Here is a 13,616-nt window from a genome sequence, read left to right as displayed (position 1 = left end):
CGTCAGCGACGGGTGCCAGGGTCGGCCGTCGCTGTGCAGCCGGAGCGGGGAACAGGGGGCGGGTCGTCATGAGTGTCGGTCGTCGAAGAGCACGGGCGGCGGGGGCCGGGCGCTCGTCCGGGCGCGGAACGCCGTGGCGCTGGTGCGCCGCTCTGGTCCTCGGGGTGCTGCCGGTGCTCGCCGCGGTCCTGACGCCGCCCGCGCCGGCCGCGGTACCCGCACCGGCCGCCCCGGCCGCGCGCGGCGTCCCGGCACCCGGCCCGCGCGGCGCGGACACACCGGTCAACATCCTCAACGCCGGCAGCGGCAAGTGCGTGGAGGTCGCCGACTCCTCCTCGGCCGACGGCGCGCCCGTCCAGCAGGGCGACTGCGCGGGGCAGCCCGGCGCGCGCTGGCTGGTCCGGTCCTCGTCGGCGGGCGGCGGCGCGGTCCTGCTCGTCAACGCGCACAGCGGCAAGTGCCTGGCGGTGGAGACGCGGACGGCGCCCGGCAGGCCCGCGGGCCCACGTGTCGAGCAGTGGGGCTGCGCGGACCATCCCGGGGTGAACTTCCTTCTGGACAGCCGGGAGGAGCACGCGTGGATCCGGACCACGCTGTCGTCGCTGACGGCACCCTGCCTGGAGGTCGAGAACGCCACCACCCGCAGCGGCGCCCCGATCGTCCTGGCCCCCTGCGAGGAGCAGAAGGGCATCGCCTTCCGGCAACGCCCGGACCGTACCGGCAACGAGATCCGGCAGGACGACCTGAGCGCGCTGTACGGGTACGACGACGGAGCCGTGACGCTCTTCAGGTTCCCGGCGAACCCGTCCGGCGGCTTCGAGGTGCCCGGCACCCCGTACGTCTCGCCCACCGGTACCTGGAACTTCCGGGAGAGCGGCCTCACCACCGGTGACTTCAACGGCGACGGCCTCCGCGACGCGGCCCTGTTCAAGGGCGCCGCGGACGGTTCGGCCGCGCTGCTCACCCTCCTCGGCACGAAGGGCGGCGGATACGCGGCGCCCGTGAAGACGTGGGAGCGCCCGCCGGGCAACTGGTGGGGCAGCCAGACGAAGCTGACGGCCGGTGACTACGACGGCGACGGCCGCGACGAACTGGCCGCGTTCTACGGCTACACCGACGGCTCGGTGTCCCTGTGGCGCTTCGAGACCACCGCGCAGGGCGGCTTCCTGACCCCGACCGTCCAGTGGAGCGCCCCGAAGGGCACCTGGCACTTCGACGAGAGCCACTTCGTCTCGGGCGACTACAACGCCGACGGACGCCAGGACATCCCGCTCTTCAAGGGCACCCGGGACGGCTCGGTGACCTTCTCCACCCTGCTGGGCACGGACGGCAGCGGCTTCTCGGCCCCGCACACCTCCTGGTCACGGCCGCCGGGCAACTGGTGGGGCCACGAGGCGCGGCTGACGGCCGGTGACTACGACGGCGACGGGCGCGACGAGGTGGTCGCGTTCTACGGCTACGGCGACGGCTCGGTGTCCCTGTGGCGCTTCGCGGCGGACGCCCAGGGCGGTTTCGAGGTCCCGGCCGTGGTCTGGAGGGCCCCTCCGGGCACCTGGACCTTCCGGCACAGCCACATCACCTCCGGCGACTACGACGCCGACGGACGCCAGGACATCGGTCTCTTCAAGGGCGAGAACAACGGCGTCGCGGCCCTGCTCACGCTCCACGGCAAGGCCGAGGGCGGCCTCGGCAACCCGATGAGGTCCTGGGAGCGGCCGCCGGGTTCCTGGTACGGCGACCACGTGGAACTGCCCGGAACCTGACACGGCGCCGACGACTGCGCCCGCGGCCGGAGGTCCGGCGGCGGGCGCCTCGCGCCGACGTCCGCGGGGGACGTCAGACGCGGTAGATGTACAAGTCGTACTGCTGGGACGCGTTCAGCGAGCAGGTGTAGTTGGACGCGCCGGCGTTCTGCACGGCCCACTGCCCCGCATGGTGACAGTTGGACAGGTCCGCGTACGTACCCCAGGGGATCCATGCCGTGGCTCCGGCGGCGCCGGTCTGTGCGGTACCGGCCGCCTGGGCCGCCGGAGCGGCCATCAGACCGACACCGGCAACGGTGGCGGCCACAGCCGCGCCGGCGAACATCTTGCGCAAGTGCATGACGTCGAGCCCTCCCTCGTTTTCGGTCAGGTCTAGACCATCCCACACCGCAAGGGGGTTGGCTACGGTGCGTCCGCGACGGCCCACACCGGCCTTCGGCGGACCGGGCTCACCCGCGGAGGAAGCCGAGGATCTCGTCCCGTACGGCCCGGGTGTTCTCCTCGGCCAGCCAGTGCCCCGACTTCGGGATCTCGGCGGAGCGGGTGAGGTCGGTGAACCCGGGTCGCAGGGTGGGCAGGGTGGCGGCGAGCGAGCCGGTCGCCGTGAGCAGGAGCGTGCGGGCCCGCACCGGGCGGGCGGCGGCGTTGTCGCGCTCGTCCTGGTCCAGGCTCCGGTAGAGCTCGAACCCGTTGTGCAGCACGCGCGGGTCGCTGTACGTGCGGACGTATTCGTCGGTCTCCTCGCGGGTGAAGGGCGAGGAGGTCCTTGTGCCTCCGAACGCCGCACCCCCGAAGGCGACTTGGGGGTAGAACCCGGTCAGGTACTCCCGTACGTCGCCGGGGCTGTCGACGAGTTGCTCGGGGATCCTCTTCTGGCTGTTGAACGCCATGTGCCAGGAGAAGGAGCGGTACCGCGCGGCGGGGAGCCCGCGTCCCGGGAGCGGGTAGTCCATGTGGACATAGGACTTGACCCGGTCGGGGAACTGCGAGGCGTACTGGAACCCGACTCCGGCGCCCAGATCGTGTGCGACCAGGTCGAACGAGTCGAGCCCGATGCGGTCGCGCAGACCGTCGACGTAGCGCGCGAGCGTCTTCTTGTCGAAGCTCCTGGGGCTGCCCTGGCTGTCGCCGAGGCCCGGGAGGTCGAGCGCGTAGACGGTGTAGTGCTCGGCGAGGGACGGCATGAGTTCGCGCCACTCGTACCAGGACTGCGGCCAGCCGTGCAGCAGCACCAGGGCGGGCCCGCGCCCACCGGTGACATAGTGCATGCGCACGCCGCGGACCTCGGCGAACTTGTGCGTGAACGTCTTGTTGAACTCCGTGTCGTGCCGGGTGGCGGCATCGTGGGCGGCCGAGGAGGAGGCGGCGGTGGCGGAGGCCGTGGCCGGGGGTGTGGCCGCGGCGTCCGGCGCGCCCCACTCGATCGCACCGCCCGCGCAGAGCGCCAGGACGAGCACGCCGGTTCCGATCAGGCGGGACGGGACCCTGCCCCCGGGGCCGTGTGTCTGTGTCATGGCCCGACGGTGGCACTGGCCATGACGAACTCGCGAATTTTCTTGCGGTACCGCAAAAGAGCCTAGTCGGGTACGGCGCTCCCCGAGGGGGCGTCACCGCGTCCGTAGTGGTGGGTGGTGAACATGTACACCAGGCCCGCGACCACCACGACGCCACCGCTGAGCAGCACGATCCAGTTGTCGTACCAGGCGGCCTCAGGCGTGCGGGGCCAGGCGATGTTGACGACGGCGAAGATCCCGTAGGCGAGCGCCCCGACGTTGACCAGGAGGCCCCAGCGGCCGAGCCGGTACTCGCCGCTCGGCTTCCAGCCCTTGAGGCGGGCCCGCAGCGCCGCGAGGACGACCATCTGGAAGGCGCCGTAGATGCCGAGGATCGCAAAGGACACGATCTTGGTGAGGGCGTCCGTGGAGATCAGTGAACCGACCGCGATCAGCGCGGGCACGACCGCCGCGACGAGCAGGGCGTACGGAGGCACCGCGCGCGCCGCCGAGAACGTCCGCAGCAGCCGGTGCCCGATGATCATCTCGTCGCGGGCGTAGGAGTAGATCAACCGCCCGGCCGCCGCTTGGAGGCTGATGGTGCAGGACAGGAAGGAGATGAGGACCACGGCCATCACGGTCCGCGCGCCCGCCTCGCCGAGGGCGTCGAAAAGGACCCGGACCACCGGGTCGGAGTCCTCCCCCGAGATCACCGCCCGGTAGTCGACGACGGCGAGGAGCAGCGTCAGACACGTGAACGTCGCCGCCGCCCCGCCGACGTAGATGGTGCGCCGCATCGCCTTGGGGATGACCTTGCCGGGATGCTTGACCTCCTCGGCGACGTCCCCGCAGGCCTCGAAGCCGTAGTACTGGTAGAAGCCGATGATGGCCGCGCCGAGGAAGACCGGCAGATAGGACCCGTCACCCGCCGCGCCGAAGTCGTCGAAGAGGACGCCGAGGCCGTGGAAGCGGTGCGTGGTCAGCAGGATGACACCCACGACGAGCGCGCCGAGCAGCTCCGCGCTGAAGCCGATCAGCGCCGCTGTCGACAAGGCCTTCGTGCCCGCGTAGTTGATGAGCACCGCGATGACGATGAGCGCGACCGTGCACAGGACGGTGGTGTGCACGGTGGGGCGGAAGCCGAGCAGGATCGCGATGTAGGGGCCCGCGCCGTACGCGACGCTGGTGATGGTGACGAGCAGCGCCCACATGTAGACCCATCCGGTCATCCACGCCCAGCGCTTGCCCCACAGCCGCCGCGCCCAGGGATAGACGCCGCCCGCTACCGGGTACTGCGCGACGACCTCGCCGAAGACGAGGGCGACGAGGAACTGCCCGCAGCCCGCCATGACGAACGCCCAGATCATCGGCGGGCCGCCGTCGGCGAGCGCCGTGCCGAAGAGGGTGTAGGTGCTCACCACCGGGGAGAGGTAGGTGAACCCGAGGGCGAAGTTCGCCCAGGGGCCCATGTCCTTGCGGAACTCCGACTTCTTCTCGCCGGCGCCGGCGCCCCCGCCGGGGGCGGTCACCGGTCGGCCGCTTCCGTGCCGAGCGGTGCGGGCGCGGGCCGTGCGGTGATGAGGTCCGCCGCGCGTTCTGCGGCGAGCAGCACGGTGACCATCGGGTTGATGGTCGGCATGGTGGGGAACACGGACGCGTCCACGATGCGAAGACCGTCGTGCCCGCGCAGCCGCAACTGCGGATCGACCACCGCGAGAGGGTCGTCCTCGGCACCCATCCGGCAGGTCCCAGCCGGGTGGTAGACGGTGTGCGCGGCCCGGCGCCCGTACTCCGAGAGATCGGCGTCGGACCGGACGTCCGGGCCCGGCGCCACCTCGCGCAGCAGCCAGTCGCTGAGCGGCGCGGTGGCCGCCACCTCGCGGGCGATCCGCAGACCGTCGACGATCGTACGTTCGTCGTAGCCCTCGGGGTCGGTGAAGTAGCGGAAGTCCAGGGCGGGTTTGACGGCCGGGTCCGCGCTGCGCAGCCACATGCGGCCCACCGAGCGGGCGCGCGGCACATTGGGGGTCATACAGACGCCGTGCTCGGGAACGGGATAGCCGAGGCGTTCGGTGTTGGTCGTGAACGGCACCTGGTAGAAGTGGAACATCAGGTCCGGGCGCGGGCCGCCCGCCGCGTCGCGGCGCAGGAAGAGACCGGCGTCGGAGTCCATCGCCGAGTTGGGCGGCAGCGGTCCGCGGGTCTCCCACACCATCACCGACTCGGGGTGGTCGAGGAGGTTCTCCCCGACCCCCGGCATGTCCGCGCCGACCTCGATGCCCAGGTCGCGCAGCTGGTCCGCGGGCCCGATGCCGGAGAGCAGGAGCAGCCGCGGCGTGTCGATGGCCCCGGCGCACAGCAGCACCTCCGCCTCGGCCTCCAGCGTCGACACCGAGCCGTCGGGGTTGCGCACCTGCACACGTGTGAAGCGGCCCTCGGCGTCACGCAACAGCCGGTACGCCCAGGTCTCCAGACGCAGCGTCAGGTTCGGCCGGTCCATGACGGGGTGCAGATACGCGACCGAGGCGGAGGAACGGTTGTTGGTGGCCGGGTCGTAGGCGAGGGAGAAGAACCCGGCGCCGTCGGTGAACGGACGCGCGTTGAAGTCCTCGACGACCGGGACGCCGAGCCCGGTGCTCGCCGCCGTGACGAAGTCCTGCGCGACGGCGTTGCGGTCGGCCGCGCCGACGGGCACGATCGTGTTCCGCAGGCGCGACCGGTACGGCAGGATCGTCTCCGGCCCCCAGCCGTCGCAGCCGCCGCGCACCCACTCCTCCAGGTCCTGCGGGAACGGCAGGAAGCTGATCAGGGTGTTGTGCGAGGAGCAGCCGCCGAGCACCCGCGCGCGGGAGTGCAGGATGTGGGAGTTGCCGCGCGCCTGCTCCTCGGTGGTGTATCCGTAGTCGAACTCGGAGCCGAGCAGATTGATCCAGTTGCGGAGTTTCAGGATGCGCTCGTCACCGACATCGCTCGGCCCGCCCTCCACCACGCACACCCGGCACGCGGGGTCCTCGCTGAGCCGCGCGGCCAGTACGGACCCCGCCGTACCGCCGCCGATGATCAGGTAGTCGTAGGTCGTCGTCTCGTCGTCCATGCTGTCGCCCTCGCCTCGCACCCGGTCCTGTCGGCCCTCGCCGTGTCGGCCCTCGTCCTGTCAGCCCTTGAACCAGCCGCCGGGGGCCGGCCGCAGGTTCTGGTAGATGTGCTTGGCCTCCTGGTACTCGCGCAGACCGGTGGGCCCGAGCTCCCGGCCGAAGCCGGAGCGCCCGAAGCCGCCCCACTCCGCCTGCGGCACATAGGGGTGGAAGTCGTTGATCCAGACGGTGCCGTGCCGCAGCCGCGCGGCGACCCGCTGGGCGCGGCTCGCGTCGCTCGTCCACAGCCCGCCCGCGAGGCCGTACCGGGTGTCGTTGGCGAGTTCCACGGCCTCGTCCTCGGAGCGGAAGCGTTCCACCGTGACCACGGGGCCGAACACCTCCTCCTGCACGATCCGCATGGAGCGGTCGCAGTCGGCGTAGACGGTGGGCAGCAGGAAGAAGCCGCGCGACAGCTCGGGATCGTCCGGGCGCCGCCCTCCGCACACGAGGCGGGCGCCCTCCTCGCGGGCGATCTCCAGATAGCCCTCGACCTTCTCCCGGTGCTCCGCCGAACTGAGCGGGCCGCTCTCGGTTCGCGGGTCGAGTCCGCTGCCGAGCCGGATCGTGCCCGCGCGGGCGGCGAGCCGCTCCACGAACCGGTCGTGCAGCGAGTCCTCCACGAGGAGCCGGGAACCGGCCGAGCAGACCTGCCCCGAGTGCAGGAACGACGCCTCCAGGGCGTGGTCCACGGCGGTCTCGAAGTCGCAGTCGGCGAACACCACGTTGGGGTTCTTGCCGCCGAGTTCGAGGGCGAGGTTCTTCACCCCCGGGGCGCACGCCTCCATGATCCTGCGGCCGGTGGCGAGACCGCCGGTGAAGGAGACCAGGTCCACCTCGGCGTGCGCGGACGTGGCCGCGCCCACGGTGGACCCGGGGCCGAGCACCAGGTTCGCGACCCCCGCCGGAGCACCCGCCTCCGCGATCAGCCGGATCATGTGGATCGTCGAGAGCGGCGTGGTCTCGCTCGGCTTGAGCACGAAGGTGTTGCCCGCCGCGAGCGCCGGTGCGACCTTCCAGGAGGCCTGGAGCAGCGGGTAGTTCCACGGCGCGATCAGCGCACACACACCGACGGGGTGATGAGTGACCCGGCTCAGCACGTCGGGCCCGACGTCCACGACCCGGCCGCCGTCCTTGTCGGCGATCTCACCGAAGTAGCGGAACGCGTTCGACACGTCCTCGACGTCGATCCGGGCCTCGGCGAGCGTCTTGCCCGTGTCGAGCGTCTCGACGTGGGCGATCTCCTCCTGGTCCCGCAGCAGGAACCGGCTCACATCGAGCAGCACGTCCGCCCGTTCCCGGGTGGGCGCGTCCGACCAGTCACCGCGGTCGAAGGCGCGCCGGGCGGCCCGTACGGCGAGGTCCACGTCCGCCTCGTCGGCGTCGTCGACCTGCTGGACCACGGACGCGTCGAACGGGTTGACCACATCCCGCCGCGCACCGTGGACGGCCCCGGTCCACTCGCCGTCGACGAACAGTTCCGGCATCGCGCGCTCCCTCGCTCTCGTACGTGTCCGTGCCGAGGTCGCCCCCGAACGGCACCTCCCGGGGCAGGGACCCTTGCGCCGGCCCTGCCCCGGGAGGGGACTTCGTGTCCACGCCCGCCTCGGGCGTGGGGTGTTGACTGCTCCGCCGAACGCGGTCGTCAGCGCTTGTCGGCGTAGCGGCCGGTGCCCTCGTTGTCGTGGGCGTCGAGCGTCGACCAGACGATGCCGAGCTGGCCGCCGACGCTGTCGTAGGTGCGCTTGATGCCCTCGTGGTCGTAGCCCTCGACGGGCGGGTTGTGGCGGTCGTGGTCGTCGGCGACGGCCGCGCCGGCCCCGATACCCAGGACAGACACGGTGAGAGCGGCGGCGAGGATGGTGGAACGAACACGCATGAGGATATTCCTCCTGGAATATGCAGCTACTGTCGCTCTATCACCTGCCGCGACGGCCCGGCCGCGTAACGGGACAGCGCGCGCTCTCCACTCGAACAGACGCAGACGACAGCTCGATGGGCGGATGCCGCCCGGGACCGGGCCGCCCGCCCGTACGGGAGGAAAGGGAAACGGCCCCTCGGGGGAGGGGCCGTTTCCCTGAGGGCCCGTCAGTGCACGGGAGCCCTCGCTCCGACAGGAGCCGTCAGAGGTGGTAGTCGTTCGCCACGATGGACGCGCCCTGGCCGGACCCGTTGCTGCCGAGCTGGCCGTAGTGCGAGTGGGCCGGGTCGTCCAGGTCCACGGGGGCGGACATCGGGGTGGCGGCGGAGGCGGCGGTGGCGCCGCCGAGGATGGCGACACAGGCGAGGGCCGCGGCCGCGGTCAGCGTGCGAATACGCATGAAATTTCTCCCAGGTGGAGTGAGTGCAGCTGTTCTCCACCGATTCCACCCCGGCTTCGGGCACTCCGCATCCACGGCTACTCCGACGGTGCGACCGCTGCTCCGACGGTGGGGCGGCCGCCCCACCGGTGCGGCGGGGGCGCTGCCTGAGTCACCGTCATCGAACGTGGGCGCGTTCGGGGTGCCGGAGTTCCTCGACACCCCGGTCAGGTGGTGAGGGTGGCGACGGCCTCGGTGCCGTAGGTGCGGGCGTAGCCGTTCTCGGTGCCGACGAGAAGGTCGACGACCGTGAAGTAGCGGTCCCAGAACGGGGTTTCGCGCAGCGCGTCGACGAGGAGCTGGTAGACGTGGTGGTCGTCGGCCTCCCACACCCAGACGTCGGTGACGCGCGTCGAGTAGAACTCCGTGTCGTAGAAGCGCGACCGGACCCCGGTGGTCCTGGCCTCGACGGCCGGGACGACCTCGGTGGAGAAGGCGCGCACCCGCTCCTCGGGAGTCATGGCGAGCCACTCGGGCGTGGTCTTGACGAGCATGAAGGCGGTGACCGGCGGCGCGGCTTCCTGAGCGTCGGCCGGAGCGGTTTCCTGCATGGGCATGGTCTTCCCCTGTCGGTGCGGTGAAGGGTGGTGCGGACGGCGGCTCGCAGGGCCGCCTCAGCCGAGTACGGCGGGCTTGAGGACCTCGGCGCACCACTGCTCGAAGGTGGTGGGGGTGGCGGTGTCCGGGGTGCGGGCGACCCCCGCGTCCAGGCCCCGGTCCTTGGCCTGCTTCATCTCGACGATGCCGTCGACGAACTCCTCGTTCAGGCCGTGGCCGACGAGGGTGGCGCGCAGCTCGGCGAAGGGCCGGCGTTCGTAGCGCACGGGGCGGCCGAGCTGCTCGGACATGACGCGGGCCATGTCGTCGGGGGACAGGTCCTGCGGACCGAGGACGGGGACGCTGCCGTTGCCGCTCCAGGAGCGGTCGAGGAGCAGACCGGCGGCCACCGCGGCGATGTCGGCGACGGAGACGAAGGGTGCCTTGCGGTCGGCCTCCACGACGTCGACGAAGACACCCTTCTCGCGGATCGATCCGGCCTCCTCCAGGAGGTTCTCGTAGAAGGAGGGGTTGGCCAGGGCCCGGTAGGCGACACCGGTGTCCGCGATGACGTCGTCCATGGCCAGCGAGGCGGTGACGAGCCCGGCGCTGCGGGCGAGCGGCGTTCCGCGGCCGAGGGCGGAGACCCCGACGACATGGCCGACACCGTGGGCGGCGAGCGCCTTCGCGGCGGGGCGGGTGAAGGTGGAGTAGGCGTCCGCCGGGGTCTTGGCGGAGTCCGGCGGGACGAGCCAGAACACGGCGTCCGCGCCCTCGAAGGCACGGTCGACGACCTCCGTGTCGCCGTGCGATCCGACGACCACCTCGACGCGGTCGCGTACGGAGTCGGGGAGCCGGGCGGGGTCCCGCACGACCACCCGCAGGTCCTCGCCGCGGGCGGGGGCGGACTCCAGGAGCAGGGGCAGCAGCCGCCTGCCGATGTTTCCGGTGGGAGCAGTAATGACGATCATGAAAACCTCGTAGGTCGTGCCGTTTCGGTACGCCCTCATCCTGCGGAGACCCGAGGTGTTGCCACAATGGGAACTTGAGCACGCAATCATTGCCTGAAATGGAATAACCACGGTGAGCAGCCCGAACAGCGTGAACAACCCCCAGCCCGTCGAGGCTCCGGCCATCGATGCCAACCTCGCCGTCGCCCTCGACGCCCTGCTGGCCGAGCAGAGCGTCACCCGCGCCGCCGCCCGCCTGCACACCTCACCGGCCGCCATGAGCCGCACCCTCGCCAGGCTCCGCCGCCTCCTCCAGGACCCCCTTCTCGTCCGTGCCGGGCAGGCCATGGTGCCCACACCGCGCGCCCAGGCCCTGCGCGAGGAGGCCGCCACCGTGGTGCGCCGCCTCGGAGCGCTGCTCGCCCCCGGCACCGACATCGACCCCGCCACGCTGCGCAGCACCTTCACCCTCCAGGCCGCCGACGTCGTCGGTGCGGCCCTGGCGCCCGGACTGCTCCGCCTGGCCCGGCGGGAGGCGCCCGGGGTCTCGCTGCGGTTCAGGGCCGAGGACCTGGAGGCCGGACCGGCCCTGCGCGACGGCCGCATCGACCTGGAAGTCGGTGCGATCGACCACGCCGACCCCGAGACCCGGGTCGAGGCACTGGCCACCCTCTCCATGACGGCGGCCGTCCGCCCCGGCCACCCCCTCACCGAGGGGACCCTGACCCCGGAACGGCTCGCCGCCGCCGAACACGTCGCGGTCAGCCGCCGCGGACGGTTCGCCGGACCTCTGGACGCGGCCCTGGCCGAGCTGGGGCTCGACCGCCGCGTCACCGTCGTCCTGCCCAGCCACCTGGCGGCGATGACGCTGGCCGCCCGCACCGACGCCGTCTGCCTGGTCCCCGTCTCGCCTCCCGGAGCCTCCCCCTCGCCCCTCACCGAAGCCGCCACCACCCTCGGCCTGCACGTCCTCGACATGCCCTTGTCCCTGCCGCCCCTGACCCTCGGCATGGCCTGGCACCCCCGCCACGCGGCGGACGGAGCCCACCACTGGCTCCGCGACGCCGTCCGCAGGACGCTGCGCCACGCACCCGCTGGAGAGTGTCGCCCGCACTGACTGCTCAGTCGTCACGCAGCCACGGAAGAGTGCGAAATCGAAGGCCGTGGAAAAGTGCGAAATCGAGGGCCGTGGAAGAGTGCGAAGTCGAATGCCGTCACGCCGGGTGACGTGTGAACGGGGTGTGAGACTTCCCTCGGTTTTGTGGCAGGGGAAGAGGGCATGTCTCTAGGGTTCGGGAGAAAACGCGCGCCACATCCGTTCTGCCCGAGGGTTCGGCGGGTTCGGTGGTTGCACGACGCGCACAGCTTGCGGGACCGTGTCCGAAGATCGGTTCTCTGCTGTCTTCGCTGAGTGAGGTGTGGGTCCACGCGTAGGGGCCCGTTACATGACTTCTTCCCCGGCCAGGCCCCGTACCGGAGCCGTGAGCGCGGTGAGCGCCGCGTCCGCCCCGTACCCGGTGGTGGTCACGGAGACGGACGGCCGTGTCGTGGAACTCAACGACGCGGCCGCCGCCCTCCTGCCCGCTGCCCGGACCGGACGGGCGGCGGCCCCCGCCTGGCTCGCGGACGCCGCCCGCACACGCCCGGCAACGGTGAGCGGCGCGGTGGGGGACCGGGTGTTCTCGGCGCACCCGTCGGCTCTTGCGGACGGCCGCACGGCGTGGTGGCTGGTGGAGGAGACCGCCTACCACGCGGTGATGGACGAACTCGAGGCCGAGCGCGGACGCACCCGGTTCCTCACCGAGGCCTCCAGCGCCCTGCTGGCCTCGCTCAACCTGGACCGGTGCATGGAGGTCACCGCGCGCCTGGCCACCGAGCACCTGGCCGACGCGGCCCTCGTCATCGCGCCCACCGCGGCGAGGAGGCTGCCGATGGTGGTCTGCGACCAGCAGGGCGACGTCACGCGCCGCGAGGCCTTCGAGGAACCCGACACCGTACCGGGACTGGCCGAAGCACTGCGGGGCTTCCCGCCGGTGCCCTCCCGGTGGATAGACCCCGCCACGGCCCCGGACTGGCTGCTGCCCTCGGGGTTCGGCGAGGTCGGATCGCTGGCGATCACACCGCTCCCGGGACACGGCGTACCCGCCGGGGCCCTGATCCTGCTGCGCCGGGCCCAGCACGCCGCCTTCACCGAGGCCGAGGAGTCACTGGCCGGCCTCTTCGCCGCGCGGGCCGGCGCGGCCATGTCGGCGGCCCGGCTGTACGCGGAGCAGAACACCATCTCCGACACCCTCATGCGTGAACTCCTTCCGCCCACCCTGCGGCAGGTGGAAGGGGTGGAGTTCGCGGGCGGGTACCGCGCCAGCGCGGACACCGAACGCGTCGGCGGCGACTTCTACGACGTCCACCCGCCCGGTGAGGACCACCCCGAGACGCTCGCCGTCCTCGGGGACGTGGCGGGCAAGGGTCTGGAAGCCGCGGTGCTCACCGGCAAGATCCGCAACACCCTGCACGCACTGCTGCCGATGGCCGACGACCACGCCAAAATGCTGCGCCTGCTGAACAACGCCATGCGCGGCAGCCACCACACGCGCTTCGCGACGCTCGTGCTGGCCTCCGTCCGCCGCGTGGAGCGCACCGTGGTGGTACGGCTGACGTGCGCAGGGCACCCCGCCCCGCTCATCGTGCGCCGGGACGGCACCGTCGAGGAGGCCGACACCCACGGCTCCCTGCTCGGCGTCCTGCCCGCCGTCGCCTCCCGGACCACGGAGGTACGGCTCGCGCCAGGGGAAACGTGTCTGCTGTTCACCGACGGCGTCACGGAGGCCAAGGGCGGCCCGCTCGGCGACACCATGTTCGGCGAGCGGCGCCTCAAGCGCGCCGCGGCCGAATGCGCGGGCATGCCGGCCGAGGCCGTCGTCGAGCGCGTCCAGATGGTCACCTCCCAGTGGATCGGCGACGGACACCACGACGACATCGCCGTCATGGCCGTCACCGCGCCCCGCGACCCGCATCGGACGTCGTGAACGGGGCGACCCGGGGCAGGTGTACGGCATGAACAGACGCATCACGGAGGGCGCGGACGCCCGCGGCGACGCCCTTGACGACACCGGCGCGGTGCCGGGGCTTCCCGTCACCGGGGCTGAGACGGCGACGGGGCGTCGCGGCGCCGGGGCCGACGGGGCCTCCGGCGGACGCGCCGACGTGATCGACGCGGGCCTGGGCCGCCGTGCCGTTGAGGCTGACGGCGTGTCGGGCGCTCGCGCCGACGGGGCGCCGGTTCGTCGTGCCGCCGGGAGCGATGGGGCGTCTGGTCGTGGTGCCGCTTCGGCAGGCGGGGTATCGGGTCCTCGTGTCGGCGGGGCTGAGGAGGGGCCGG

General features: G+C 72.1%; 11 protein-coding genes and 2 pseudogenes. 4 read left to right on the top strand and 9 right to left on the bottom strand.

Translation table 11 applies throughout. The features are described from left to right. Positions 1–68: 68 nt before the first annotated feature. Positions 69–1,763, top strand: a complete 1,695-nt coding sequence (locus GPA10_RS28435; RefSeq protein ID WP_157168000.1) for an FG-GAP-like repeat-containing protein — start codon at positions 69–71, stop codon at positions 1,761–1,763. Positions 1,764–1,836: 73 nt separating this feature from the next. On the opposite strand, the gene GPA10_RS28430 is transcribed toward GPA10_RS28435, so the two are convergent. The 9 genes from GPA10_RS28430 to GPA10_RS28390 form a co-directional block, all read right to left on the bottom strand. After that, positions 1,837–2,103 (bottom strand): hypothetical protein, encoded by a 267-nt coding sequence (locus tag GPA10_RS28430; protein ID WP_058846465.1) that lies wholly within the window; start codon positions 2,101–2,103, stop codon positions 1,837–1,839. Between the two features lie 109 nt (positions 2,104–2,212). Beyond that, a complete protein-coding gene (locus GPA10_RS28425; protein WP_246259951.1) occupies positions 2,213–3,277 on the bottom strand; it encodes an alpha/beta fold hydrolase in 1,065 nt (354 codons plus the stop codon). A gap of 62 nt (positions 3,278–3,339) precedes the next feature. Further along, positions 3,340–4,785: an APC family permease gene (locus GPA10_RS28420; RefSeq protein WP_343041412.1), complete on the bottom strand. Its 1,446-nt coding sequence runs from the start codon at positions 4,783–4,785 to the stop codon at positions 3,340–3,342. Then, the gene (locus tag GPA10_RS28415) at positions 4,782–6,350 is read right to left on the bottom strand and encodes a GMC family oxidoreductase (RefSeq protein ID WP_058846467.1); all 1,569 of its coding nucleotides are present in this window, start codon (positions 6,348–6,350) and stop codon (positions 4,782–4,784) included. Before GPA10_RS28415 ends, GPA10_RS28420 begins: the two co-directional genes overlap by 4 nt. 60 nt (positions 6,351–6,410) lie before the next feature. Then, positions 6,411–7,877 carry an aldehyde dehydrogenase family protein gene (locus GPA10_RS28410; protein WP_157167999.1) on the bottom strand — a complete coding sequence of 489 codons (1,467 nt, stop codon included), beginning with the start codon at positions 7,875–7,877 and terminating at the stop codon, positions 6,411–6,413. 158 nt (positions 7,878–8,035) lie between these two features. Continuing rightward, positions 8,036–8,269 (bottom strand): hypothetical protein, encoded by a 234-nt coding sequence (locus GPA10_RS28405; RefSeq protein WP_058846469.1) that lies wholly within the window; start codon positions 8,267–8,269, stop codon positions 8,036–8,038. Between the two features lie 244 nt (positions 8,270–8,513). Continuing rightward, entirely contained in the window at positions 8,514–8,711 is a 198-nt protein-coding gene (locus tag GPA10_RS28400) for a hypothetical protein (RefSeq protein ID WP_157167998.1), read from the bottom strand. Between the two features lie 206 nt (positions 8,712–8,917). Further along, positions 8,918–9,301, bottom strand: a complete 384-nt coding sequence (locus GPA10_RS28395) for a darcynin family protein (protein WP_157168073.1) — start codon at positions 9,299–9,301, stop codon at positions 8,918–8,920. A 63-nt stretch (positions 9,302–9,364) separates the two neighbouring features. Continuing rightward, a complete protein-coding gene (locus tag GPA10_RS28390) occupies positions 9,365–10,258 on the bottom strand; it encodes an NAD(P)H-binding protein (protein WP_157167997.1) in 894 nt (297 codons plus the stop codon). A gap of 112 nt (positions 10,259–10,370) precedes the next feature. On the opposite strand from GPA10_RS28390, the gene GPA10_RS28385 reads away from it, so the two are divergent. The 3 genes and pseudogenes from GPA10_RS28385 to GPA10_RS42080 form a co-directional block, all read left to right on the top strand. Then, positions 10,371–11,354 carry a LysR family transcriptional regulator gene (locus tag GPA10_RS28385; RefSeq protein WP_425505824.1) on the top strand — a complete coding sequence of 328 codons (984 nt, stop codon included), beginning with the start codon at positions 10,371–10,373 and terminating at the stop codon, positions 11,352–11,354. 328 nt (positions 11,355–11,682) lie between these two features. Beyond that, positions 11,683–13,295: pseudogene (locus GPA10_RS28380) on the top strand (PP2C family protein-serine/threonine phosphatase). Further along, a pseudogene (locus tag GPA10_RS42080) lies at positions 13,292–13,616 on the top strand (hypothetical protein); the annotation flags it as partial. The pseudogenes GPA10_RS28380 and GPA10_RS42080, both read left to right, overlap by 4 nt.

Source organism: Streptomyces typhae, assembly GCF_009755605.1.
In the GTDB taxonomy this organism is placed as follows: domain Bacteria; phylum Actinomycetota; class Actinomycetes; order Streptomycetales; family Streptomycetaceae; genus Streptomyces; species Streptomyces typhae.
The sequence above is the reverse complement of the archived record's forward strand: the minus strand, read 5'-3'. Positions and strand labels throughout refer to the sequence as shown.

Excerpts from the sequence above, each read along its gene's own strand:
- GPA10_RS28435 (WP_157168000.1), top strand. The coding sequence starts at position 69 with ATGAGTGTCGGTCGTCGAAGAGCACGGGCGGCGGGGGCCGGGCGCTCG.
- GPA10_RS28430 (WP_058846465.1), bottom strand. The coding sequence starts at position 2,103 with ATGCACTTGCGCAAGATGTTCGCCGGCGCGGCTGTGGCCGCCACCGTT.
- GPA10_RS28425 (WP_246259951.1), bottom strand. The coding sequence starts at position 3,277 with ATGACACAGACACACGGCCCCGGGGGCAGGGTCCCGTCCCGCCTGATC.
- GPA10_RS28415 (WP_058846467.1), bottom strand. The coding sequence starts at position 6,350 with ATGGACGACGAGACGACGACCTACGACTACCTGATCATCGGCGGCGGT.
- GPA10_RS28410 (WP_157167999.1), bottom strand. The coding sequence starts at position 7,877 with ATGCCGGAACTGTTCGTCGACGGCGAGTGGACCGGGGCCGTCCACGGT.
- GPA10_RS28405 (WP_058846469.1), bottom strand. The coding sequence starts at position 8,269 with ATGCGTGTTCGTTCCACCATCCTCGCCGCCGCTCTCACCGTGTCTGTC.
- GPA10_RS28400 (WP_157167998.1), bottom strand. The coding sequence starts at position 8,711 with ATGCGTATTCGCACGCTGACCGCGGCCGCGGCCCTCGCCTGTGTCGCC.
- GPA10_RS28395 (WP_157168073.1), bottom strand. The coding sequence starts at position 9,301 with ATGCAGGAAACCGCTCCGGCCGACGCTCAGGAAGCCGCGCCGCCGGTC.
- GPA10_RS28390 (WP_157167997.1), bottom strand. The coding sequence starts at position 10,258 with ATGATCGTCATTACTGCTCCCACCGGAAACATCGGCAGGCGGCTGCTG.